Consider the following 24,055-nt stretch of genomic DNA (forward strand, 5'->3'; position numbering starts at 1 on the left):
CGGGACGCCAGGGGGCCTGATCACTTTGGCTGATATTGTTGACGCAAACACCCGCTCACGGATGATGGCGGGCATTCGAAGCAAGAATACCAAGCCGGAATTGCTCCTGCGGCGCGCGTTGCATGCAAGGGGCCTCCGTTACCGGCTCCACGGAGCAAAACTGCCCGGCAAACCTGACCTTGTTTTTGCCAAGCACCAGGCTGTCGTTTTCGTGCATGGATGCTTCTGGCACCGTCACAGCAACTGTCGCTTCGCGACAACGCCAGCGACCCGTCCTGAGTTCTGGACGGCGAAGTTCTCGGCCAACATCGAGAGAGACAAAAGGAATGTCGCGGCACTCGTGGAAAATGGCTGGCGGATCGCAACGGTCTGGGAATGCGCACTCAAGGGCGGTGATGTCAGCCGCATGGCAGATTTGGTCGCGCATTGGTTGACGCAGGGGCGAACCTGCACGCTGGAGCTACCGACCGTCTGATCAAGTATGGCGTGCGTTGATGGTCGCATTTATCCTTTCTCCCCCAACCACTCCGCCGCTTTCGCCGCCGCGCTGGCGGCGGTGAAGATTGCCCGGTTGTCGCCCTTTAGCACCTTGAGCCAGCTGGCGAGGTAACAGGCATGATCCGGACGCGGGATGACCGACAGCCCGAGGTCCCCGCACAGGAAGGCTGAGCCAAGCTCGGCGACCAGCTCTTCCATGGCATAGGCCTCGTCCCCGAAGCGCTTGCCAAAGGTCCGGGCAAGACGGTGATCAGCCCCAGTCCAGTGGACCAGCTCGTGGAGCAGGATGGCATACCAGTTCTGCACCGCGCTGGCGGTGTCTGTGGTGAAGAACCGCTCGCGATCGGGCATGGTGATCGTGTCGGTGGAAGGGGTGTAGTGGGCACTATCGCCCTTGATGCGGATGGTAGCGGCTGAGGCGGCAATGAAGGCTTCGACATCTGGGATCGGATCGAAGGTCTCGGCTTCCGACACCTCGGGCAAGGCGTAGCCCTCGACCTGCGCAATGTTGAACACATGCGAGCCTTGCGCGAAGATCCGACCCGCGTTCTCGCGTGCCTCGTCATCGCTGCCCTCGGCCTTGTCCAAGACCTTGTAGAACACGATCGGCGAAGCCTTCTCACCCTTGCGAACCTGAGCGCCCAGCGACTGCCACTGGCGGTAGGTTGCCCAGAGACCATGCCCGAAGTCCTGCGCCTCGGCGCTGGCCCAGAGGGCAAGGACATTGACGCCGCGATAGGCCTTGCGGGTGACCGCATTGACGGGCCGCGTGAGCGGGGCGCTGCTACGGTGCCAGGGAAGCGTGTAGTCGCCGGTGCCGCGCTCCAGCGCGGCGATGATCTGGTTTGTGATGGTGTCGTAGATGCTGGCGGTTGCGGTGCGGGCCATGGTGGTAAATCCTTCGTCCTGACGTTGGGAACGCGGATGAAGGGACGGGCCGGATGGCCGGGCGGGTCAGCGCGAAGCGCGGAACAGACAACACGGGAGGGCACAGCCCGAATGGAGCGGGCAGGCTGTTGATCCCGCCCGGCACGGCCTGTCACGAGAGGGAGCAGTTAATTCCAACGGCAGGGTGAAGGATGCCATGGCCCTGCGTTCACGCATCACACGATCAGCCGAGACCAGCCCCCAGAGACTTCGTCTTCGAGGCCTCGGGCGCACTCACCTCTATGGCCGTCTGCTTTTCGCCCGCGCGCTCGTGAATCGCCCGGATCAGCCGCGCCTTGTCGTCGGTGACGACAATGGCTTCGGACCTGGCGCGCGAGAGCGCGACATAGAGCATCTTCTGATCGACCAGATTGGCGGAGCGGCTGTCGGCGTGGATCAGGACGCGCTCGGCGGTCTGGCCCTGCGCGGCGTGGGCGGTCTGGACATAGGCATGGCGCAGATGAGCGTCGCGCGGGTCGGTGAGATCGAGCCGCTGCTCGCGGCCATTGGCCAGCGCGATGGTCGCCTGCTGACGCTCCGGATCGATGCCGGTGACGGTGCCGCGAAGCCCGTTGATCCGCCCGGCCTCGCGGTCGTTGCGGGTGAACTGCACCCGGTCGCCCGCTTGCAACTCCATCGTCTTGGACGCGAACACCTCGACCTTGCCCGCGCCCCGCTGGCGCAGCCGCCAGTCGACGGCTGAACCGTCAGCGGACTTGAGCGATATAGCGGCCTTATCCGGATCGATCTTCTCGACCCGGTAGGCGGCCCCGCGCGAGACGCCCTTGTCGGCATAGTCGCGGGCAAAGCGGACGACATCGCCAATGGCATAGCTTGCGGTCTGGCGGGTTTCTGCGCGGGTCAGGCCCTTGGCTTCCAGCGCCTCGAACCGAACGGCCGCGGATGAGAGCTCGCCGCGCTGCACCAGCTGCTGCCGGATCATGGCAGTTAGAGTGTCGCGCCCGTCGCGCGAAGGCTCGATCACGAGGGTCCGCGCACGCTCTGCAGGGCTCAGGGCAACATAGCGCTGGGCCATCGTCGCAAGACGGGCATCCCGGCTTGCACCTTCGATCACCTCGCCCCCACCCCGCTCCAACGCGGCAAGCGCCTTGCCGGCATGACCCTCGATTGACGCCATGACGGCTTCGCGGATCTCGGCATTGGTTTGCCGGACTACGTTGGCGAGTTTGGCCGTGGCCATGCCGGCCTGCTGCAGCTGGGCAAAGGCCGCACCAGCGCCGACCGATCCGAGCTGCCTGACGTCGCCGACCAGCACAAGCCGGGCACCGGCCTTATCAGCGCGGGACATCAGCGCCGCCATGTCACGCGCCGAGAGCATCGAAGCTTCATCGACGATCCAGACCGCGCCCTTGCCGACCCCTTTGGCCTCGGGCGAGACAAGATGCCGCGCGACGGTATCGCCGCGCAGGCCAAGCGCTTCTCCCAGCACCGTCGCCGCCGACGCGGTCGGGGCGAGCGCGGTAACCGCCAGCCCGCTCTTCGCTGCCTCCCGCGCATAGGTCGCCAGCACGGTCGTGGTCTTGGCGGTCCCGGCATAGCCCTGCACGGCGGCAACGCGGTCGCGCGATGTCAGCAGCGCGGAGGTCGCGCGCTTCTGATCATCGGTCCAGGCAAAGCCCGCGCGCGCGGATTGGCGGGCGGCGCGCTCAATCGCGCGCGCAGCAGCGAGCGGCGAAGCCAGCGGCGCGGCAACGCCGCGCCCGGCGGCTTCAAGGCGCAGCATGGTCTGCTCGGTCGCCATAGCGTCGGGCGTAGTGAAGCCCGCAAACTCCGCACCGCGCCGGTCCAAATAGGTGCGCGGGACCAGCGTGCCGCGTTCGCCCGCTTCGGCAATAGCCGCGCTGATGGCGCTATGGCTGAGCCTGCCAAAGGCATAGTCGCCCGCCTCGCTTGCCAGCGTGCTGGCCGGGAACACCGCCTGCCGCTCGGACAACTTCGCAGCGGCCCAGGCGACAGCGCGCGCTGCAAGGATCTCGGGGCTCGCCGCAGTTTCGCTCGCCCGGGCCCTATCCTCGGCCTCCACGATGACGCGTGCCTGCGCCGCCTCGCCAAAGCCCTTAGCTTCTGATGTGGCGCGCCATTCGGCACGCAAGCTCTTGTGGTCCGCATGGCTTTTGGCCTCGCGGGTATCGAGCGCCGCGATCTGTTTCTCCGCGGCACTCGCTTCCTCCCGGCTCGTACCCCGCTCGGTAAGCCGCGCATCGATTGCTGCGGTACGCTGGCTGAGGGCGTCGATTACCTTTTCGGGCACGCCTGCGATCTCGAACATGGCGTCCTTGCCCGCCTCGATCCGATAACCCAGCTTCGCCGCGCCATGCGCCAACTCCTGACGGTAGATCGCACCAATCTCCTTCTGTAGCTGATAGAAGGCGCGCGGCTCGAGGCTGCGCCAGTTGCTGCCCTTGTCCTGTGTTGCGTTGAGGATCACCGCATGGGTGTGGAGCTGCGGGTCCTGCGCGCGGCTTGTGGCATGGCGGAAGGTTGCGATGGCGAGGTTGCCCGTTTCCTCACGCCGCACCTCCCCGCCCTCCCGAACCCGGGTTGCCGCCATATGCTGCTCGACATGGCCAAGCGCGGCTTTGACTGCTGCGGCATGCGCAGCGATCAGCCGCTTGTCGCCGGCAACCTCGGCCAATATCGAGACCGACTTGGGCGCGGAGAAAGTGATGTCCCAGCCCGGCCGGTGCTCGATTCTGCCATCGCGGGTGGTGCCGAGCTGCTGCCCGGCAACGCGGCCTTCGAGCAGCTCGGCAAACTCCACGCGGTCCACTTCTCCGGACAGACCCAGCGCCTCGGCCCCCTCACCAAACCACTCCGAGGGGGCAAAGCCCCCCTCGGCATAGTAGTCATCGGCCTCGTAGTAGCTGGCTGCCTGCCCAGCGCTTGTCAGGGCTGAGACCGATGCCACCATCACACCGCCCCCGCCTCAGGCCCCTTCGTTGAGCCTCCATCGGGTTCGTCCTCGGAAGGCGCTGCAACAGCGCTGACCCGGCTCCACAGGGTGCTCGCCGGATCGCCCGCCACAAAGGCTGGCTGGCGCGGTGAGCCCCGCCGGGCGATGTGCTCAGCCGTGAGGCCGATCCGCGCAACCGGCAGGCCATCAGGCAGCAGCAGAAAGCCCTGATGCGGGGGAAGACGCAGTTCGCTTTCGAGCACAGCCGCGCGGAACTGGCGCTGCGTGGCAATGGCGGTGCGGGGCACCTCCTTGCCGACCATCAAGGTGTCGGTGGCCATCCGCATTTCGACTTCGCACTGGCCGATGGTCTCGCTCGCCCATTGGCGGGTTTCGCGGTCGACGGTCTGCAGGAACAGCTTGGTATTGCAGCAGGCGAGCATGGCTTCAGCGATGTTGTCGCCATAGCGATGACGCATCTGCCCCAGCGCCTGAAAGGTCAGCACGATTGCCGCTCCAAACTTGCGACCTTCGGGCAGAAGACGCGCAAGGTTTTCGACGCGCGGCAGGTCGGCAAGCTCATCGAGCACGAACCAGATGCGCCGCTCGGGCGAAGGCGAGAGGCCCAGCACGGCGCTCGCCGCACATTCAAGCCAGCAGGCCATGAGGGGCTTGGCTGCCTCGAAATAGTCCTCCTTGCGCGGCACAAAGATCCAGGGCTTTGCGCCCTCCACCCGGTCCAGCCCGACAATGAAATTGCGGAATGCAAAGCGCGCCGTGTTCTCCTGTTCGACCTTCAGGAATTGGATCAGGTTGGCGGCCTTGGCGAGCATGAAGAGCACGCTGCCGGTGGCGCGGTCAGCATCATCGGCAAAGGTGCGCGCCGAGGATGTATGCCCCAGCCAGGCCTTCAGCTGCTCCTTGCTCTTGACCTGCAGTGCATCGAGCAAGGCCTCGAGACTGCCGTTCTTCTCGGCCCACAACGACCGCATCATGTTGGCGACCAGAATGCGGCTCGTTTCGAGCCAGACATCATCATCCTGACTGCCGGTTTCGGAGACCAGCTGGCGCGCGATGCGGTCGGCATCGGCGGGGTGCGATATCTCGTCGAAGGGTGACCAGAATGCGCAGCGCGCATCGAAGGGATTGAGGATGATGTCGCCGCGTGCGGGGTGGTAATAGTGCGCGATGAACTCTCCGGATGTGTCGTAAACCAGCGCTGCTTCGCCGCGCGCTTCGATACCGTCGAGCATCTGTCGCAGCACCGTGGTCTTGCCGCTCCCGGTGGTACCGAGGAAGGCAAAATGCCTGGTCTCGATCCGCTGCGGTATGGGGACCGGCCCGATCTGCAGCGCACCCCCGCCGGACAGCGAACGGGTGTGCGCGGCGACCTCTTCCTGGCGCGCCAGACGGGTACCGCCGATCACCCGGTCGGCCAGCGTATCGCGCCCCTGCGAGGACATGGTGCGCTGGATCAACCACACCACCAGAAGCCCCAGGGCGCAGCCCAGAACTGCCCCGATGATGAGCACAGCGACGGCTTTGGAGAAGGTCCCGGCAATGAATGGCTCGTTGGCAAAAGCAGCCGCTGAGACGGTAGAGCGATACCCCTCCAGCGACACGTTCATCATCAGGTCCTTGCCCGCCATCTCTCCCAGCATGACGAGGGCCTTGGCCATCAGACATTGGCCTGCGACTTTTAGCTCGGCTGCACTCAGGACGAACTGCGGCGCGATGATCGCGCCCGCGCCGCCGGACAGCAGAACTAGCCGGGCAAAGAACCCGAAACGCTGCTGCAACTGGGCCATGCGCACGCGCCACAGCGCGTGGGCACGGGTGATGAAGTCGTTGCCTGCGGTCATCGCTCGCTCTCCTCTGCCAGCTTGCGCTGGCGCTCGAATGCGGCCCGCGCTTCGGCGGCAATGACCTCGTCGGATGTGCGCCCGCCGAGCGCTGACGAGCGGGCATAGGCATAGGCCGCGCAGGCCGTGAACAGGGTGCGGTCAAGCACCCGTTCGGCATCGGCAAGGCGTTCCGATATCGACCCGATCACGCTGGCCATTTCGGCAAGATCGGTCTCCCGGTCAGCGCCGTGGATGAGGGCCAGAAGCCCCTCTTCAACGACCCGGCCGAGCATGGCGTACTGGCTGAGCCCACGCCGCTGCGCGAACTCGGCGAGCACCCGGTATTGCGACGGATTGAGGCGCACCGTCTGCACCCGCGCGCTCATCGCACCGTCTCCTGAGCGATGCGATCCGCCATCGCGAAAAATGGCGGAATTGCGTGGGTGCCGAGAGCCTGTCGGAGACGAGATGCTATCCGCATCCCGTCAAACCCGCAGAAATCCTCGCTGCACGCGTGCGTGGGGTGTGTATCCCTTTTCCGGGCCCGATGCATCGCATCGTGGCCCTTCATGGGTTCCGGTGAATAGTCCTGTCTGTGGCTCACTAGATATCCCCCAGGTCCCGAGGTACGCGGGCGAATGCGCGGATCTGACGCTCGGCTTCAGCGTCGGCGGCAGCACGGTCGGGGAACGGCTTTTCAGGAAGCGCGGGGACGAATGTAAGGTCCTTGTCCTGCATCCATTTGCGCACTGACCGATCGACCACAGCACGCAGTGTCTCGCGCAGATCGAAAGCATCTTCAGGCGACAATCGGGCCCATTGGAGATGGTCGAGAATGAACCCGCCGAGCGGGTATGTTTTGTCGCCGATAGCGACCAGGGGACCTTCAAATTGGGCCGAGAATTCCTCGCCCTTGAAGCGATCGATCATGGGCCGTTCGAAGTAGAGCCAGTCGGCGATGAAGTTACGGTAGCAGCTGCCATCGAGGCCGGTGCGGCTGAGCCGCCTGACGTAATCGTCGATCAGCAGTTCTGTCAGAGACTTGTATCGGTCATTGACCGGGACACGAACGAGCGCCCAGCCTTCCGCGCGCAAGGCGGCTTCCAACATGGAGAAAATGGACATTGGGAAAGCATCTTTCTGCGGGCCACTGCCCGCCAATTGAGGGGGTCAGTAGCGGCGCAGCGGAAGGGCGTTGATCCATTCCGATATGTCGGCGGCGCGCCAGCGAATGCGGCCGCCGCCGATGTCGACAGGGTGGGGGAAGCCCCCTTTGCGCATCTTTCTCCAGATGGTGGAGCGACTGCGAATGCCCGTGAGGCGCAGGACCTCTTGGCAGGTGATCAGTTCGGTATTCGACATGACAGATTCCTCTTCATTCAAGGTTCTGTCACTGGCGCCGTCGTCCCCTTCCGGAGTGTCGGTTTGACCGTCGCACGGTGAGCCGCACGACGGTCCTGTATTCAACCCGACACACCTGCCTGAGCTTCAGTGACCATCAGAAGCTATGTGCGACGCTTGGCTGTTGGAAAGAACAAAACGGGATCAAAAGCCGTTCCATCTGACGCGTGGACGGCTGTGGACGCACCGGGACGCATCCCGTTCGGCACAGTTCTCATGAGCGGGGAGCCAAGCCTCGGTTTTGTCGGTAATGAGCAGCGCCAGCGGCGGATTATGTCAGCGTTCATGGCCGGAATCTGCGCGACTCGGTACCTTACGCACTTAACGGAGACTTGAGGATTGGATTGTAATTCAATCGTATGGCTCGCCCGCAACCCTACCGGCGCTTCACCAATCGCCCTCAACGGCGTCCCGCGCCCACTGCTGAAACGACCCTGCAGACCGCAGGGCGCTACGGCCTGATCGCCGTGGCTTCGGGGCTTGGCTTAGCCTTTGGAGCGAATGCTCTGGAGGCTGCAAAGGAGCGACAAGCGATCCTCGATACGCTGCCCGCCGGGGACACGTATTCCGGCTGCAACGAAGTCCACGCAGCTGGGGTAGCGGGCCAAGGACGACGGCACATGGATCGGCTTGGGTTGGCGGTCTCGCCGGCCTTTACACCTTCGCCGCCTCACTATGGCGCCGACGATTGCGCATCACGATCTATTATTCCGAGGGGACGACGCGCATGTGTCCTGGCATCGCTACGTGATCAGCAATCGATCCGATCTCACGCTGACGTTTCGTTATATCGGACCCGCGTGGTGCATCACGACACCGCTAGGCCGTCAGATGCTCAATTTCGCGTTCGATACGGAAGACAAAGATCCGCACCTAACGGTGGTTACCCTCCTTGCGTCGGTGCAATAGGATATGGACGATGAGCACTGGCAACAGGCGCAATCGGCTGAGCGGCGCAATGCCGCCTATCTCCAGTTCTGGATCGAGTTTCCTCGTCTAGGCACCCAGCGCTGCCACTGGCGGCGCGGAAATCGGACTTGACGCTTCGCGAGCCAATGATCCACCGGTTCTATGTTTTGTGGGGCGCCGGAACCCTCTTGGATTGAGATTGACTATGAGCGGCTTCGTTCACTTTGAGCATGCGCCCCCGAGGAGTTGGGACCAATTCGAGGAGTTGTGCGCTGACACCTTTCAAGATGAATTCCAGGACTATGCGCTTGTTCGTAACGGACGCCAGGGGCAAGCGCAGGACGGTGTTGATATAGTCGCACGTCAAGGCGTCCTTTGGCCGATCGGTATACAGTGCAAAAAGAAATCACGCTGGCCTGTTAAAAAAATCACGACGCAGGAAATAGACGCTGAAATCGCCAAGGCGAAAAATTTCAAACCTGCGCTGCAGGTTTTTTACTTGGTCTCGACGGCCCCGGATGATGGCCCGTTGCAGGAGCACGTCCGCAAGCTCAACGTGCAGCACAAGAAGCAAAAGCTGTTCGAAGTCGTTTTGATCGGCTGGGCCGAGCTCGAACGTAGGGCCAAGCGGCATCATAGTGTCGCCGCCAAGCATTTCGGCTCATATTCGGCCGCTCCTCCGGCGCCGTTGATCGCCGCGTGGCAAGCCTCGGGCTATAAGCTGCATCTCGACGACGAGGAGCTTCGTGTCGCCATCCGAGAGATCATCCATGACTTGGGCGATTTTCCGAATGGACGCATCCTCATCCACCAGCAGGAAACGGCCGATCTGCTTTTCGAAATCAAGAAGCGGCAGGCGGCGTCCAACCAATCTCTCAAAGAGCGTGAGGCGATCGTCGACCTCCGCGACAAGCTTCGTCAGCTACGCGATCGCGAAAGTACCGCCGCTGCGGGATTGAGACTACTCTTTGGCAACAAGTTTTTGCGTGAAATGATGACCGCCTGGCGCGATCACGCCTCGATCCTCGTCCGGTCCTACGTTGAGCAGGAACTTGATATGCAATTCTCGACCGTGACGGGCTTTGAGAAGATCAGGATCTTCCCCCCCGGTCTGACACCTGACGAGCGGATAGCAGTTTTTATGCCGCCTGTAGATCTCGCCGCCATTATGCAGCACCGGACGGAACTCAGGGAAAAGTATCCGAACCTGCGCTCTGACAACGTCAGCGAGCTTCCCAACGCGGTTCGGTTCAAGTGGGCCATGCCGGCTCTTGTACGCCGGTGGGTCAAGGCGCTGGATAGCGGCCGGTCCGCAGAAGAACTTGAGCGGGCCCACTGGTTCGATACCGCGGCATGGCGCTTCGAGCAGTAAGGGGCATGGATGGAATACGGAAAGCCCATCATCGACATTGTCGACAAGTTCGAGGTGAACACGATCGTCTGGCTACGATCGCTACCCGAGGACGAGTTAGGTCCGTCCCGCAGGATGGTGGAGGACATCGAACCTCTCGCGGAGCGCGGTGGAACGTTCCAGTTCGAGGAAATCGTGGTGTCGTCGACGGCCGAAATGCTGGCAGCGCTTGCGACACTCGCGTCGAGGTGTCGCGACGGCCTTCGGCCAATCCTGCACTTCGACTGCCACGGTTCCGAGGAATCGGGCCTGTTGTTAGCACCTAGCGGCGATCGTCTCGGGTGGGCCGAACTGACGTCGGCGCTTCGTGCGGTGAACGTTGCCGCAGAGAACAACGTCTGCTGCATCTTTGGCGTTTGCTTCGGCATGTATCTGTCGACCGAGCTTTCTGTAACCGAACCGAGCCCCTACTTCCTTACGATCGCACCGGAACGCGAGATTAGCGTCGGAGAGTTGGAAGCGAGATTCCCTTCTTTCTACGAACGCCTTTTCGAAACAGGCAACATCACCCAAGCATATGGGGAGCGATTAGCCGAGGTGTTGAGCATCTTCCAATGCCACGAGATCTTCGGGAAAGTCTTCGCCACGTACATCGTCAACCATGGCAGCAACGCAGCTTTATCGGAGCGACGAGAAAAGCTGATCACTAAGCTCCTCGAGCGGCGAGGGATCTCGGAGGCGACGCCGGACCAACTTCGACGCGCTCGAGCCCAGATGAAAGTGGGTCTGAAGCTCAACCAAGGCATCCTCGACCGTTACGCGTCGATTTTCCTTATCGGCCGCAAGGCTGTTCTCGGCATCGAAGACGTGGAGAAACTGGCTGAGGTGTATCGTCGGCGACGCGACGCCCGGGCGGCGGCCTCCACCAGGAGCGGCCGTTCATAACGCGGATCGCTATCACCAATGCCGTAAGAGCCTTAGCGCAGATCGAAGTAGGCAACGGGCGCCCAGACGTGCGTTCATCTAATGCGCTCGAAGACGCGGCCACCAAGTTTGATGTTCAGGGACTAGAGCTGGATTGGACCTGCGTGTGCTGGGACGCGAACTTCCGGTGGGAAAATGGCGCCTTGCAGACCTGGCAGTTCAGAGGAACCCGGTGGCGGGCGGTCAATGATACCAGCAGGCAAGCATTTATTGTGAATTCGTATCGCGTGCTTATGACGCGGGCCAAGCAGGGGATAATTGTCTTTGTGCCCGAAGGTTCGGCGGCCGATGAGACCCGGTCCCCCAGCTTCTATGACGGCATACTGACCCATCTGCTCGCGTGCGGTTTCGAGAGCTTGTGACAGGCTCAGCTTCAAAGCTGGTTTCCGCGCTTGGAGACCTTGATATGTGATGGTCGGTTTATGCGATTTTCAGCATATAGTACCTTTATGCTGTTTGGCGCATATTCTGTCTTTATGCGAAAAATGACATATTGCGGATTTATGCGATTTCGGGCATAAAGTGCCGAGGAGGGCACACATGTCGCAAATCGTAAGATCACCCGTTCAGCTCGGTAACATCATCAGGCGTGCACGCAGAAACCGCGGCTGGACACAGTCAGAATTGGCGGATCACGCGGGACTGCGCCAAGAGCTGGTGTCCAAGATAGAGACCGGACACGAAGGCACAAAGCTATCCACCATTCACGCGATATTCGCAGCCCTCAGCCTCGATCTTGTCGTTGACGCGCGCAACGCCAGACAGGCCGCGGATATCGAGGACATCTTCTGATGCCACGTCGGAAGGCCCATGCGCCGCTTGACGTACTCATCAATGGGCGGATGGTCGGAAACCTCGAGAAGGAGACCAGCGGCGCCACCAAGTTCACCTACGCCCAGAGCTGGCTTGACTGGGAGCATGCATTTGCCGTCTCCCTCTCGCTTCCGATCCGCGAGACGCCGTGGACCGGAGCGCCGGTTACGGCTGTCTTCGAGAACCTTCTGCCGGACAATCCCAACATCCGAAAAAGGGTTGCGGAACGCACCGGGGCAGCCGGCACTGACGCTTACAGTCTGCTAGAAGAAATTGGCCGCGACTGCGTCGGCGCCATGCAATTCCTTCATGCAGACGATGACCACGATCTCGTGCCGAAAATCGAAGGCGAGGAGGTGTCCGAAGAGGATATCGAGCGCATTCTTGCAGGTCTTGCACGGGCACCGCTCGGCATGGACCTGGACGATGACTTCCGGATCTCCGTTGCAGGCGCACAGGAAAAGACTGCGTTCCTCCTAAAAGACGGAAAATGGATGCGCCCCTCAGGAGCGACGCCGACAACGCACCTTCTCAAGCCTCAGCTTGGCGAGATTCCGACCGCCTCTGGCATCATCGATATGAATGCCAGCGTCGACAACGAGCACTATTGCCTGACACTGCTCGAGGAGTTCGGCCTCAAGGTCGCCAACACTTGGATCGAGACCTTCGGCAAGCGCCGCGTCCTCGTGGTCGAGCGCTTCGACAGACGCTGGCGCGGCACGGACAATCTTCTGCGTCTGCCACAAGAGGACTGCTGTCAGGCTCTCGGGGTGCCTCCAGCCAAAAAGTATCAGAGCCAAGGCGGACCCGGCGCGGTCAGCATACTCGGCCTGCTTCAGGGGTCGGACGAGCCGATGGATGATCAGCGAGACTTCTTCATCGCTCTCATTCTGTTCTGGCTGATCGGGGCGACGGATGGGCATGCCAAGAATTTCTCGATCTTCCTGCGTCCGGGCGGCCGCTATCGATTGACGCCGATGTACGACGTCCTTTCAGCCCAGCCCGCCTTCGACCGGCTGCAGATACCCAACAACAAGTACAAGCTGGCCATGTCTGCCGGGGACAGCCGGAAATACAGAATTCTCGAGATTGCCGGACGCCACTTCATACAGACGGGGAAGGAAGCAGGGATTGGCTCGACCCCAATCGAAATGGCGATCCACAGCATTCTGCAGCTTGCAGGAACTGCGCCAGCGCGAGCGCTGGAGCGGATGCCGTCTGATTTCTCCTTCGAAGTTTACGAGAGCATCGAACGGGCAATCAGCGGCCGGCTCAATCTTCTCGAAGCTGGCCTCAGGGACCTATGATGGCACTCAGCGCGGCCGACCGCAGAAGCTTTGCCGCTTGCTCTCGCTTGGCCATCGGGAACCCGCCAACGGATCAATTCAGCCGTTTGCGGACTCCAAAGGCGATCGAAACGGTAAGCACGCATCAAATAAATCTTCTGAAGAAACTTGCATTCACACGAAACGATGTGCTACATCGTGAATGTGCCTGAAACAGTGCTTAAAGACCCAAATCTTTTGAGCAAATCAGACTTGGGGGCATGGCAAGTGGCATTTCAATCTTCGAAATGTATATATGATAAGTATATCAAATACTTACTTTTTACTTGTTTGTCCTCTTCTGGGCACCATTTTCCCGCTGCAACGCGCACCATCGCGGCCACCCCGCAAAGGCCAAGCGGCGCGGACGGGGCAATGGTTTTGCCCCCTTCCCTATTGCTCCACAAACACGAACTCATGCTGGCTGTCGCGCACCACCAGCGTCCGTTTGCCGTCCTGTGTGCCGGCCACCAGCGGGAAGAACAGCAGGGTGGGATCGAGCCCGACGAAGCTGAGCGTGCCGTCCTCGTTCTTCCTCGTGCCGACCGGGGTCGACATGGTGCGGAAGGCGAAACGGGTTTCCTTGGCGTCGCGCGTCACCTTCAGCGGGCCGAGGTCGGCGTTGTAGTATGATGCCGCAAGGCCCGCGACTGCCGCGGGGTCGGGGGTCACCGAGACCAGTGCCGCCTCTGCCGCGATTTCCGCGTTGTAGCGTGCCGCCGCCGCGCTGACATCGCTCGCAGCCTCGGGCTTGCCATCGTAGAGCAGTTCGAGCAGCCGCCGCATGAAGGGGCGCAGCAGCGCCTGGCCGTAGTCCGAATTGGTCAGCAGCACCGCGCCGATCCCGGCCTCGGGGATGATGATGATGTCGCTCTTGTACCCGGCAAGGCTGCCGCCGTGGTGGACCACGTCGACGCCGTAGTCGCGGTCGACCTGCATCCCCATGCCGTAGACCCGGTCCTCGCCGACCGGCACGTTCGCCACCCGCCGCTGGAGCACGTTGGCGGCCGAGACATATTGCGTCCCGTCGTCGAGCCTGCCCACGTTGAGTTCGAAGCGGACGTATTTCGCCAGATCCGCGGCGGTCGACCACGCCCCTCCTGCCGCGCCGTAGCGGGTGAAGGCGAAGTTCAGCTTCTGCCCCGCATCGAGGATCGGCTGGTGCGCGCCGGTGATGTCGGTCGCGTGCGGCCAGGCCCAGTTGCCCTGCGTCGCCTTGCCGAAATCGAGCGTCGTGCGGGTCATGCCGAGCGGGCCCCACACCAGCCGGTGGATCGCCGTATCGAAGGCCTTGTCGAGATCGGCGACCTCCGGCTCGGCCAGATGCCCGCCGATATAGCCCGCGGCCGAGGCCATGAGGTTGTTGTACTGGAACACCTCGCCGAAACCGCTGGTGGGCTCGGTCACGGCGAGCTGGGCGAAGGTGTCCTTGGCCGCCGCGTTCGGGTCGGAGTTGAGGATGACCTGGAAGTCCTTGCGCGGCAGGCCGGTGCAGGCGCAGACCAGATGCCTGACCAGCACCTTGGCAGTGGTCGCATCGCTGCCGAGGCGGAAGGGGGCATAGGCCTCGGTCACCGGCTCGTCCCAGCGCAGCTTGCCCTCGTCGACCAGCTTGGCGAGCAGCAGGGTCGCCATGCCCTTGGTGTTCGAGGCGATGGCGAAGATCGTGTCGCCGTCGACCGGCTCGGGCTTGCCCATAGCGCGCACGCCGACGCCGCCCGCATAGAGCGTGCCGTTGCGGTCGGTGATAGCGATTCCCGCGCCGGGCACGCCCAGCTCCTTGATCGACTGTTCGACGAAGCTGCGCAGCTCGGCGATCCGCGCGGCGTCCATCGGATGCGCCTGTCGTCCGGCAAAGCTCTCGCGCGCATAGCCCGCCGGACGCAGGCTCTGTTGCACGAGGCCGATGGCTGCGGCGCGCTTGTCGGCGGTCGCCTCGGCCCCGTCGATCAGCACCAGCGTCCAGTCCGCGCCCTTGCGGAACGCGACCGCATAGAGCGCGCGCTTCTCGTTCGGCGAGGTCTCGTAATCGATGACCTGCCGCTCCTCCCAGCCGTTGCGCGGGGGCCTTGCGGTGACGATCTTGGGCGGGCGGGTCTGCGAGGGCGACCACAGCTGCCATGCCTTGGCCGCCGCGGCGGAAGCGTCAGCGGCGGCGCCGACCTCGACGATGGCGATGCGGAAATCGCCTTCGGGCGCGGCCAGTTCGACGAGGCTGGGTGCCTCCTTGCGGGTCCAGCCGGGAGAGAGCGTGAAGGTCGCCCCCGCAGGTGTCACGCCGGACAGCGCGGCCGCGTCCTGCGCCTCGGCGGCGGTCTGCGCCGACACGGGCATCGCCAGCGCGAGCGGCGCGGCGACCGCAAGCAGGCACGCGGTGACTTTCAGAAACTTTGCCATGGAATCCCCTCCCAACCGGTCGGGAATATCCGTCAGGCAAGAAGGTCTGGCAACTGCGAATTGGCGGGGGGACTATGCCCCGTCAGTGCCCGCCCGCCCCCGCTGCGACCGTGCGCTGCGCCGCCGCGCGTCCGGCCAGCACAGCGAACAGCGTCAATGCGCCGTAGCACAGCGCCGGGACGATGAAGGACGTGGCATAGCTGCTCGCCCCCGACACGGCCCCCGCCAGCAGCGGGATGAAGGCGCCGCCGACAATCGCTGTGCACAGCAGGCCCGAGGTCGCCTCCTGGCTCGCGCTCGACCGTTCGAGCGTGAGGGTGAAGATCACCGGGAACATGATCGAGTTGAACAGGCCGATCGCGAGCGCGACGAACCCGGCGCTCACCCCGCCGACCGCCATGACATAGAGGCACATCAGCGCGGCGGTGACGGTGAAGATCGCCAGCAGCCGCGCCGCATCGAAGCGCGCCAGCAGCGCCGATCCGACCGCGCGCCCGATCATCGCCCCGCCCCAGTAAAGCGCGGTGAACTTGCCCGCCTCTTCCAGCGAGATGCCGGGCACCCCGTCATTGCTGAACAGCCAGCTGATGGCGGGGAAGGACCATGCGGCCTCGGACTGGCCCCACACCGCGTTCGAATTGAGGAACAGTGCCATCTGGGTGCCGATCGAGACTTCCGCGCCGACATAGAGGAAGATCGCAAGGCTGCCGAACACCGCCCAGCGCGAGGACAGCGCATCGCCGAGGGTCGCGAGCGCGCCGGGCTGCGCGGCGGCGTTCTCGACCGGAGGCTGGGCCGCGTTCAAGGCGCTGCGGCTGAGGTAGAAGAACACCAGCAGCGCCGCGATCATGCCCGCGATCCAGAAATAGGCCCGGTCGATCCCCGCCAGCGCCGCATCGCGGACCGCATCGGTCACCTCGACGCCGGGCTTCACCTCGAGATCCTTGAGGAACAGGCTCGCGCCGATGATCGGGCCGATGAAGGTGCCGACCGAATTGAAGGTCTGGCTCAGCGTCAGGCGCAGGTGGCTGCGCTCGGGCGCGCCGAGCGCGGCGGCGAGCGGGTTGGCGGCGACCTGCAGGATCGTGATCCCGCTCGCGAGGATGAACAGGCCCGCCAGCACCACCGGATAGATCGCGGCATTGGCAGCGAGCAGCATGGTCAGGCAGCCCGCGATCATCATCGCGAGCGCGATCAGGATGGTGCGCACCGAGGAAAGGCGCGCCAGCAAGGCCGCGGCGGGCAGGCTGGTGACGCCATAGGCGATGAAGAAGGCAAAGGCGCTCAGCTGTGCCTCGAAATCGCTCAGAGTGAAGATGCCCTTCACCGAGGCGACCAGCGGATCGAGCATCGAGGTGATGAAGCCCCACGCGAAAAAGAGCGTCGTCACGGCCGCGAACGCAAGGCCTGTCGAGCCGTTTTTGGCCACCATCGATCCCCTCCCTGTATTAAATAATTTTGCTTATCTTATTGGATGGCGCAAGGTAGACGCATAATCAAGCGCCGATCAGGGGTGCGGGAGAGAAAGCCGGATGTTGAAGCCGTGGAGCTGGCGCCCCGGGCGCAGCGTTGCCGAGTGCAGCGGTGATCCGGCAGCAGCGCTCGCCGATGCCGCGCAGGCGGGGCATCCGCTGGTGTTTCGGGGGCTTGCGGCGGACTGGCCGCTGGTGGGGCAGGGTCGCACCGGGCCGCGGCAAGCCTTCGATCATCTCCTGCAATTCGACACCGGCAAGGGAGCGAAGACGATGCTCGGCGCGGCGGCGCTGGGCGGGCGGTTCTTCTATGCCGACGACATGCTGGGCTACAATTTCGCGGTGCAGACGGTCGGCCTCGCACAGGTCTGCGCGCAGATTCTGGCGCTGGTGGAACAGCCCGATCCCCCTGCGGTCTATGCCGGTTCGAACCCGGTCGATACCTATCTGCCCGGCTTTGCCGCAGCGAACCGGCTGACGCTGCCGATCCCCGATGCCGCCGCGCGGGTGTGGGTCGGCAATGCCAGCCACGTCGCCCCGCATTTCGATATCTCCGAGAATATCGCGGTGGTCGCGCTCGGCCGCCGGCGGGTGGTGCTGTTCCCGCCGCACCAGACCGCGAACCTCTATGTCGGCCCGCTGGATGTGACGATCGCGGGCCAGCCGGTGAGCATGGTCGACATCCGCGCGCCCGATCTCGAACGCTATCCGCGCTACGCCGAGGCGATGGAGCACGCGGTCGTGGCCGAGCTTGAAGCGGGCGATGCGATCTACATGCCCTCGCTGTGGTGGCACTGCATCGAGGCGCTGGATCCGGCCAATATCCTCGTCAACTACTGGTACAACGCGCCGGCCAACTCCTCGCCCTTTGCCGCGCTGGTCCATGCGATGCTGGCCGTGCGCGATCTGCCGCCGCCCGAGAAAGCGGCGTGGGCGCACTGGTTCGACCATTTCGTGTTCGCGCCCGACGCCGCCGATGCCGCCGCGCACCTGCCGCCGCACGCGCGCGGAGTGAGCGGTCCGCCCGGCGCTGGCCGGGCAGAGGGCGTGCGGGCCTTCGTGATGCGTGCGCTAGGTGCGGGTTAGCCCGCCTCAGACCCCCGCCAGACGCGGTCAGACCCCCGTCAGACCCCTGATAAACTCCGCCTGGAAGGGCAATTTTGCCACCGCCTGCGCGGTTGTGTCGCGCAGCATGGCCATGATGTCGGCCAGTTCCTGCTCGGGCACAAGGTCGGCCAGCGGGGAGTAGGCGGCGGGCTCCACCCCCTGCCCGAGCATCACCGCCAGCCAGCTCGCCTCGGCAAACAGCTCGTTGTTTTCGCGGGTTATTCGGCCTGTCTCGCGGAACAGGGCGATACGGTCCGCGAGCGTCTGGTCAGGCGGCAGGGTAGCGCGGCGTTCCCGCCAGAACGGCTCCCCTCGCCGGTTGGCCCAGTAGTGGAACAGCAGGAAATCGCGGATCCCCTCGTAATCCTTGACCGACTGCCGGTTGAACTCCGCCACCGTCCCGGTCGCCGGAAGGCTGCGCGGCATCAGGGTGAGGAGACGGCTGATTACCAATTGAATCAGATGGATACTGGTGGATTCCAGCGGCTCGAGGAAGCCGCCGGCGAGGCCCAGCGCGATGACATTGCCGTGCCAGAACTCCTCGCGGTGCCCGGCGGTGAAGCGCAATTGCCGCGGCTCGGCAAGCGGCTTCCCGTCGACCGCGGCAAGCAGCGTGGCCGCAGCCTCGTCGTCCGAGACATGCGCGCTCGAATAGACATAGCCATTGCCGGTACGGTGCTGGAGCGGGATGCGCCACGTCCACCCCGCCGCCCGCGCGGTGGCGCGGGTGTAGAGGATGGGCTCCTCGTGCCGCTCGGTCGGGACCGCCAACGCACGGTCGCACGGCAGCCAGCGCGACCAGTCGCGGTAGCCCACCCCCATCGTCTCGCCGAGCAGCAGGCTGCGGAAGCCCGAGCAATCGAGGTAGAGATCGGCCGTCAGCACCCGCCCGTCGGCCAGCGTGACGCCCGTCAGCATGCCGTTCTCCGCATCGCGCGTCGCTTCGACGATCCGCCCTTCGTGACGCGTCGCGCCCCTCGCCTCGGCCACCCGGCGCAGTAGGCGGGCATAGAGCGAGGCGTCGAAGTGGAAGGCGCTGAACAGCTTGGCGAGCGGCGAATTGGGCGGGGGCGGCGGGTTGATCTTCGCGAACCGCCCCGTCGCAGCCGCGACCGAATTGGCGTTGAATTCGTGCAGCGGCACCCGCCCGCCCGTCCGGATCCAGAAGTGCCAGAAATCGACCCCGTTGATCGGCACGCCGAAGGCACCGAAGGGGTGGAGATAGCTGTGCCCCTCCTCGAGCCAGTCGGCGAATTCGATCCCCAGCTTGTAGGTCGCCTGGGTCTCGCGCAGCATATCGGCGTCGCTGATGCCGAGCGAGGCGTTGAACAGGTTGATCTGAGGGATGGTCGCCTCGCCCACGCCGACGATGCCGATCTCGTCGGATTCGACCAGCTCGACCGCGATGTTCGGCATGACCGTGGCGATCGCGGCGGCCGCCATCCATCCGGCCGTGCCGCCGCCCACGATCAGGATTGTGCGCAAGGGCTGGCCGCTCATACCGCCACCGCCTGTGCCGGAGCCGCGCAGAAGCGGACGATGTAATCGGCGTGCGCGGGCATCCGCTGGGCCTGCTCGGTATAGTGGGAAGAGAGGGTGCGCAGCGCGGCGATCACCCGTTCGTCATCCAGCGCATCGGCGACCGCATCGTGCCCCGCAGGAACGATGCCCTGCCCCAGCATCACCGCCACCCAGCTCGGAATGTCGAACAGGTCGTGGTCATAGCGCAGGATGCGTCCCTTCTCGCGGAACAGGTCGATCTTGCGGGCGAGGCTGTCGGGGATCGGCATGTCGCGCATCTGCAGCCAGAACGGCGTGTCGCCGCGCGCGGTCGCCTTGTAGTGCAGCACGATGAAATCGCGGATGTAATCGAACTGCTCGCGCATCAGGCGGTTGTATTCGTCGCGTTCGGTGGCGGTGCAGCGCTTGTCGGGGAACAGCCACAAAAGCTTGGAAATGCCGGTCTGGATCAGGTGGATCGAGGTCGATTCCAGCGGCTCGATGAACCCGCCCGACAGGCCCAACGCGATCACGTTCTTCTCCCACAAGCGGTCGCGCACGCCGGCGGTGAAGCCGATCTTGCGCGGCTGCGCGAGGGGTGCGCCGTCGAGATTGGCGAGCAGCAGGCGCTCCGCCTCGCCATCGTCCATGAAGGCCGAGCAATAGACATGGCCGTTCCCGGTGCGATGCTGGAGCGGGATGCGCCACTGCCACCCCGCCCCGTGCGCGGTCGCGCGGGTATAGGGCAGCAGCGGCTCGGTGCGCTGGCTCGGCACCGCGAGCGCGCTGTCGCAGGGGAGCCACTGCGACCAGTCGTGATAGGAAACGCTCAGCGTCTGGCCGAGCAGCAGGCTGCGGAACCCCGAGCAATCGACGAACAGATCACCCGCGATCCGGCGCCCGTCGGAGAGCACAACCGCGGTGACGAAGCCGCTCTCGCCATCCTGCTCGACGCGTTCGATCCGCCCTTCGTGCCGGATGACGCCGTTGTCCTCCGCGTAACCGCGCAGGAAGCGGGCATAGAGCCCCGCGTCGAAATGGTAGGCGTAGCCGAGCTGCGACAGCGGCGAGCGCGGGTCGCTGGCGGTGGGCGCGAACTTGCCCGCCTTCGCCGCGACGCAGGCCATCGAGAAATCGGCGATGGGGCCGATGCCCGCTTGCTCCCGAAACTTGCTCCAGATCTGGTGGAAGGCGACCCCCTCGAGATCGCGCCCGATCGAGCCGAAGGGGTGCATGTAGCGCTCGCCCACATTGCCCCAGTTGGCGAACTCGATCCCGAGCTTGAAGGTCGCCTGCGTCGCGCGGACGAAATCGGCCTCGGCAATGCCGAGCTTGGCGTTGAAGTTGAGGATCGGCGGAATGGTCGCCTCGCCCACGCCGACGGTGCCGATCTCCTCCGATTCGACCAGCACGATCGTGCGGCGACCGTCATCGAGGAAGCGGCTGGCGGCAGCGGCGGCCATCCATCCGGCAGTGCCGCCGCCGACGATGACAAGGGTTTCGACGGGTATTGCGTGGGTCATCGGGCACTCTGGAGATAGGCGGCAAGCCAGTCGCGATAGGGCAAGGCGGACTGCACCGCGGCGGCGGCGCGGGCCTCGTGCCCGCGGATCAGGGCGGTCCGGGCGGCGGGGGTCAGAGTTACGGATCGAGCGGTCGGCCCGGGGGCAATGCCGAGCGATGCCATCGCGAACACCCAGGCATCGCGCGGGAGGACGTCCTCCTCAAAGAAGGGCAGACGCCCGCGGCGGGTGAACTCGTCGATCGTCAGGCGCAGGGTGTCGGGCAAGGCCAGACCCGCGGCATAATCCTGGAACGCGCCCTCGGGGCGGGTGGGCGCGTGGTAGTGGAGCGCGACAAAATCCCGCGCCCTGTCGGCCATGGCAGCGGCGCGGCGGTTGAACTCATTGCGTTCGAGCGGGTGGAGATCCCGGCCCGGCAGCAGCTCGATCAGCAGCGCGACCTGCGCATGGACGAGCGCGGCGTTGAGCCAGTGCAGCGGTTCGAAGCGGACACCGGCATCGCCAAGGCAGATGACATTCGCCTGCCACAGCCGGTCGCGGCGTCCGGGCGCGAGGGGGATGACGGCTGCCTCGGCAAAGCCCGCCGCTTCCACCCATGCCTCGGGCGATCCTACCTCGATGCTGGCGGCGAATAAGGCGTGGGTGCCGTCCCGCCCGAACACCTCGCCACGCCAGCCGAGCGGTGTAGCGGTGATGCGGTCGAGCGCGGTGAGTTTGGGCGCTCCTGTAGTAGGCGGGATAAGCAGGCGATCGACCGGCAGAATGCGCGACCAATCAATGTGCGGCTCTGACGGCAAGCCCTGCGCCACCAGCGACGCCGGCCCCGAGCAATCGACGAACAGATCGGCGGTGACATCCTCGCCGCTAGCCAGCCTCAACCCGGCAATGCCGCCGCTTGTGTCGCCGGTGGCCGCGGCAAATCCGCTCGGGCTGCGGGTGACGCCAAGATGCGCGGCGAGCGCGCCGAGCGCCCGTGTGTAGGCCTGCGGATTGAGGCGCAGGCCATAGTCGATGTCCGACAGGGGAGAGGCCGGATCGTCGGACGGCAGGGCGAAGCGATCCGCCAGCGCGAGCGCAGCGGATACCGATGTCGCGGCAATCTCGGGAGGCGGTGCTGCGCCGAAGGGATGCACCGCGCGGCTTTGTCCGCTTGTCCAGCCGGCCAGCTCCGTACCCAGCCGCAGGCTCGCGCCGGCGCGTGCGGCCAGCATCCCCTCCTCGATACCCATCTGGCGCAGGAAGGCATTGCTGCGCGGGGTGAGCGCGGCTGTCCAGTCGGCGAGCGCTGCGGGATCGGCCGGGGTAGGGATCACCGTTACCGCGCAGCGTGGCAAGGCGCGGCGCAGCGCGATGGCTGCCACCAGACCGGTCGGCCCGTCACCGACGACAGCAATGGTGCCGAGAGGCTCGCGCGCGCTACCCGGCATGGGCGAGCCGCCTCGTTTCGCGTTCCAGAAAGGCGCGGTGGCCCGGCATGGCCTGCACCTGCGCCGCGATTTCCTGCTTCAGGCGATCGAGTGCGCGGGCCAGCACCGGCTGGTCGGGGAGCGCCGCGCGCGCATCCCAGCGGTCGGGCACGACATTCTGGCCGCAATAGACCGCGACCCAGCTCGGTTCGAAGAACAGCCCCTCGCCATAGCGCGCCACGCGGCCCGTCGCGCGCCACAGCTCGAGCTTTTCGGCAAGGCTGTCGGGCACCTGCATGGTGCGCACGTGATCCCAGAAGGGGGAATCGTCGCGGGTGGTGGCGTGGTAGTGGAGGATCAGGAAGTCGCGGATCCGGTCATATTCCATGTCGACCAGCCGGTTGAACTCGGCCCGGTCGGCCGGGCTGATCCCGCCGAAGGGGAACAGGTCGACAAGCCGCAGGATCGCCATGTGCGACAGGTAGATGCTGGTCGATTCGAGCGGCTCGAGGAAACCGCTGGCAAGCCCGATGGCGACGACGTTGCCGACCCATGACCGTCGCCGCCGTCCGGCGCGGAACCGCAGGATGCGGGGGTCTGCCAGTGCGGCGCCTTCGGCCGTGCCCCGCAGGCCCTCGGCCGCGCTGTCGTCATCGATGAAGGCGCTGGCATAGACATAGCCGTTGCCGACCCGGTGCTGGAGCGGGATGCGCCAGGCCCAGCCGGCCCCGAGCGCGGTTGCACGGGTATAGGGTTCGATCTCCCCCGCAGGCGAGGCGGTCGGCATCGCTACTGCCCGGTCACAGGGGAGCCAATGCGACCAGTCCTCCCACGGCTCCTCCAGCGCATCGCCCAGCAGCAGGCTGCGAAAGCCCGAGCAGTCGATGAACAGATCGGCGGTGAAGCGCGTGCCGTCTTCCAGTGTGACCGAGGCAACGTCGCCGCTTTCCGCATCCCGCTCGACCGACACGATCCGGCCCTCGGTGCGCGTGACGCCGTGCTGGCAGGCGAAGTCGCGCAGGTAGGGACCGAACAGCCCCGCATCGAACTGGTAGGCGTAGCCATAGCTCGAGGCGAGCGAGAGGTCGGTCTCACGCGGGAGCTGAAACCGCCCCGCCCGCGCGGCCTGCACCGCAAGCGAAAACTGGCCGATGTCCGCCTCTTCGCCCGCCGCGCGGCGTTGCAGCCAGTAGTGATGGAACGGCACCTGCGCGAGATCGCGTCCGAAGGTGCCGAAGGGGTGGATGTAGCTGTCGCCGATCCGGCCGAAGTTGCGGAAATCGATGCCCAGCTTGAAGGTCGCGTGGGTCGCCCGCATGAAGGCGGCCTCGTCGATCCCGATCTGCTGAATGAACTGCCGGACGTGGGGGAGCGTCGCCTCCCCGACCCCGACGATGCCGATATCGGCGGATTCGATGAGGCGGATGTCGGCCCCTCCGGGAACCAGCCGCGCGAGCGCCGCCGCAGCCGACCAACCGGCTGTTCCGCCTCCGACAATCACGACCGAAACGGGGTCCCGCCTTCCCACAATTCGCTCCTCCCGGCCCGAAATATCCGGCGCTGCGGCGCGTTTGGCAACGGGGCTTGAATAAAATAAGCAAATTTTTTTAACTTGTCATTCGGGCAGGCTTGTGGTTCTTAAAGGCACTGGGCGAACCCGCCGGAGGTGGGGCCAGAGGACAGA

Annotated in this window: 19 protein-coding genes; 7 read left to right on the forward strand and 12 right to left on the reverse strand. The window is 64.7% G+C overall.

Annotated elements, in window-relative coordinates:
- Window positions 1-25: 25 nt before the first annotated feature.
- On the forward strand, window positions 26-475 hold the full coding sequence (locus tag BZF57_RS12505) for a very short patch repair endonuclease (RefSeq protein ID WP_086738607.1): 450 nt from the start codon (window positions 26-28) through the stop codon (window positions 473-475).
- Between the two features lie 29 nt (window positions 476-504).
- Here the strand turns inward: BZF57_RS12505 and BZF57_RS12510 are convergent, their stop codons facing one another.
- The 6 genes from BZF57_RS12510 to BZF57_RS12535 form a co-directional block, all read right to left on the reverse strand.
- Window positions 505-1,386 carry an ArdC family protein gene (locus BZF57_RS12510; RefSeq protein WP_086738386.1) on the reverse strand — a complete coding sequence of 294 codons (882 nt, stop codon included), beginning with the start codon at window positions 1,384-1,386 and terminating at the stop codon, window positions 505-507.
- Window positions 1,387-1,609: 223 nt separating this feature from the next.
- Window positions 1,610-4,357, reverse strand: coding sequence for a MobF family relaxase (gene mobF / locus BZF57_RS12515; RefSeq protein WP_086738389.1), 2,748 nt, complete (start codon window positions 4,355-4,357; stop codon window positions 1,610-1,612).
- Window positions 4,357-6,201 (reverse strand): type IV secretion system DNA-binding domain-containing protein, encoded by a 1,845-nt coding sequence (locus tag BZF57_RS12520; protein ID WP_086738391.1) that lies wholly within the window; start codon window positions 6,199-6,201, stop codon window positions 4,357-4,359. Before BZF57_RS12520 ends, mobF begins: the two co-directional genes overlap by 1 nt.
- Window positions 6,198-6,569 carry a hypothetical protein gene (locus tag BZF57_RS12525; RefSeq protein WP_086738395.1) on the reverse strand — a complete coding sequence of 124 codons (372 nt, stop codon included), beginning with the start codon at window positions 6,567-6,569 and terminating at the stop codon, window positions 6,198-6,200. The genes BZF57_RS12520 and BZF57_RS12525 overlap by 4 nt, the downstream gene beginning before the upstream one ends.
- A gap of 217 nt (window positions 6,570-6,786) precedes the next feature.
- Window positions 6,787-7,308: a hypothetical protein gene (locus BZF57_RS12530; RefSeq protein WP_143738492.1), complete on the reverse strand. Its 522-nt coding sequence runs from the start codon at window positions 7,306-7,308 to the stop codon at window positions 6,787-6,789.
- Between the two features lie 45 nt (window positions 7,309-7,353).
- A complete protein-coding gene (locus BZF57_RS12535; protein ID WP_023836545.1) occupies window positions 7,354-7,545 on the reverse strand; it encodes a helix-turn-helix transcriptional regulator in 192 nt (63 codons plus the stop codon).
- Between the two features lie 1,153 nt (window positions 7,546-8,698).
- Between BZF57_RS12535 and BZF57_RS12540 the strand changes: the two genes are divergently transcribed.
- The 5 genes from BZF57_RS12540 to BZF57_RS12560 all read left to right on the forward strand — a co-directional run bounded on the left by BZF57_RS12540 (window position 8,699) and on the right by BZF57_RS12560 (window position 12,948).
- Window positions 8,699-9,865 (forward strand): restriction endonuclease, encoded by a 1,167-nt coding sequence (locus tag BZF57_RS12540; RefSeq protein WP_086738400.1) that lies wholly within the window; start codon window positions 8,699-8,701, stop codon window positions 9,863-9,865.
- A 9-nt stretch (window positions 9,866-9,874) separates the two neighbouring features.
- Window positions 9,875-10,789, forward strand: coding sequence for a hypothetical protein (locus tag BZF57_RS12545; RefSeq protein WP_086738403.1), 915 nt, complete (start codon window positions 9,875-9,877; stop codon window positions 10,787-10,789).
- A gap of 68 nt (window positions 10,790-10,857) precedes the next feature.
- Window positions 10,858-11,190 (forward strand): DNA/RNA helicase domain-containing protein, encoded by a 333-nt coding sequence (locus BZF57_RS12550; protein WP_240505971.1) that lies wholly within the window; start codon window positions 10,858-10,860, stop codon window positions 11,188-11,190.
- A gap of 178 nt (window positions 11,191-11,368) precedes the next feature.
- Window positions 11,369-11,620 carry a helix-turn-helix domain-containing protein gene (locus BZF57_RS12555; protein ID WP_086738408.1) on the forward strand — a complete coding sequence of 84 codons (252 nt, stop codon included), beginning with the start codon at window positions 11,369-11,371 and terminating at the stop codon, window positions 11,618-11,620.
- The gene (locus tag BZF57_RS12560) at window positions 11,620-12,948 is read left to right on the forward strand and encodes a type II toxin-antitoxin system HipA family toxin (RefSeq protein ID WP_086738410.1); all 1,329 of its coding nucleotides are present in this window, start codon (window positions 11,620-11,622) and stop codon (window positions 12,946-12,948) included. The genes BZF57_RS12555 and BZF57_RS12560 overlap by 1 nt, the downstream gene beginning before the upstream one ends.
- A 411-nt stretch (window positions 12,949-13,359) precedes the next feature.
- Here the strand turns inward: BZF57_RS12560 and BZF57_RS12565 are convergent, their stop codons facing one another.
- Both BZF57_RS12565 and BZF57_RS12570 read right to left on the reverse strand, forming a co-directional pair.
- A complete protein-coding gene (locus tag BZF57_RS12565) occupies window positions 13,360-15,363 on the reverse strand; it encodes a serine hydrolase domain-containing protein (RefSeq protein ID WP_206073253.1) in 2,004 nt (667 codons plus the stop codon).
- A gap of 82 nt (window positions 15,364-15,445) precedes the next feature.
- Entirely contained in the window at window positions 15,446-16,753 is a 1,308-nt protein-coding gene (locus BZF57_RS12570; protein ID WP_240505972.1) for an MFS transporter, read from the reverse strand.
- Between the two features lie 142 nt (window positions 16,754-16,895).
- Between BZF57_RS12570 and BZF57_RS12575 the strand changes: the two genes are divergently transcribed.
- Window positions 16,896-17,921 (forward strand): cupin-like domain-containing protein, encoded by a 1,026-nt coding sequence (locus BZF57_RS12575; RefSeq protein WP_086738416.1) that lies wholly within the window; start codon window positions 16,896-16,898, stop codon window positions 17,919-17,921.
- A gap of 27 nt (window positions 17,922-17,948) precedes the next feature.
- Here BZF57_RS12575 and BZF57_RS12580 read toward each other — a convergent pair whose 3' ends face one another.
- The 4 genes from BZF57_RS12580 to BZF57_RS12595 are packed head-to-tail and all read right to left on the reverse strand — an operon-like array spanning window position 17,949 to window position 23,902.
- The gene (locus BZF57_RS12580; RefSeq protein ID WP_086738418.1) at window positions 17,949-19,442 is read right to left on the reverse strand and encodes a tryptophan halogenase family protein; all 1,494 of its coding nucleotides are present in this window, start codon (window positions 19,440-19,442) and stop codon (window positions 17,949-17,951) included.
- On the reverse strand, window positions 19,439-20,965 hold the full coding sequence (locus BZF57_RS12585) for a tryptophan halogenase family protein (protein WP_086738421.1): 1,527 nt from the start codon (window positions 20,963-20,965) through the stop codon (window positions 19,439-19,441). The genes BZF57_RS12580 and BZF57_RS12585 overlap by 4 nt, the downstream gene beginning before the upstream one ends.
- Complete coding sequence (locus BZF57_RS12590) at window positions 20,962-22,392, reverse strand: tryptophan 7-halogenase (RefSeq protein ID WP_086738424.1); 1,431 nt, start codon at window positions 22,390-22,392, stop codon at window positions 20,962-20,964. Before BZF57_RS12590 ends, BZF57_RS12585 begins: the two co-directional genes overlap by 4 nt.
- Entirely contained in the window at window positions 22,382-23,902 is a 1,521-nt protein-coding gene (locus BZF57_RS12595) for a tryptophan halogenase family protein (RefSeq protein ID WP_420810207.1), read from the reverse strand. Before BZF57_RS12595 ends, BZF57_RS12590 begins: the two co-directional genes overlap by 11 nt.
- Between the last annotated feature and the right edge of the window lie 153 nt (window positions 23,903-24,055).

It is taken from the genome of Erythrobacter colymbi (assembly GCF_002155685.1).
In the GTDB taxonomy this organism is placed as follows: Bacteria; Pseudomonadota; Alphaproteobacteria; order Sphingomonadales; family Sphingomonadaceae; genus Erythrobacter; species Erythrobacter colymbi.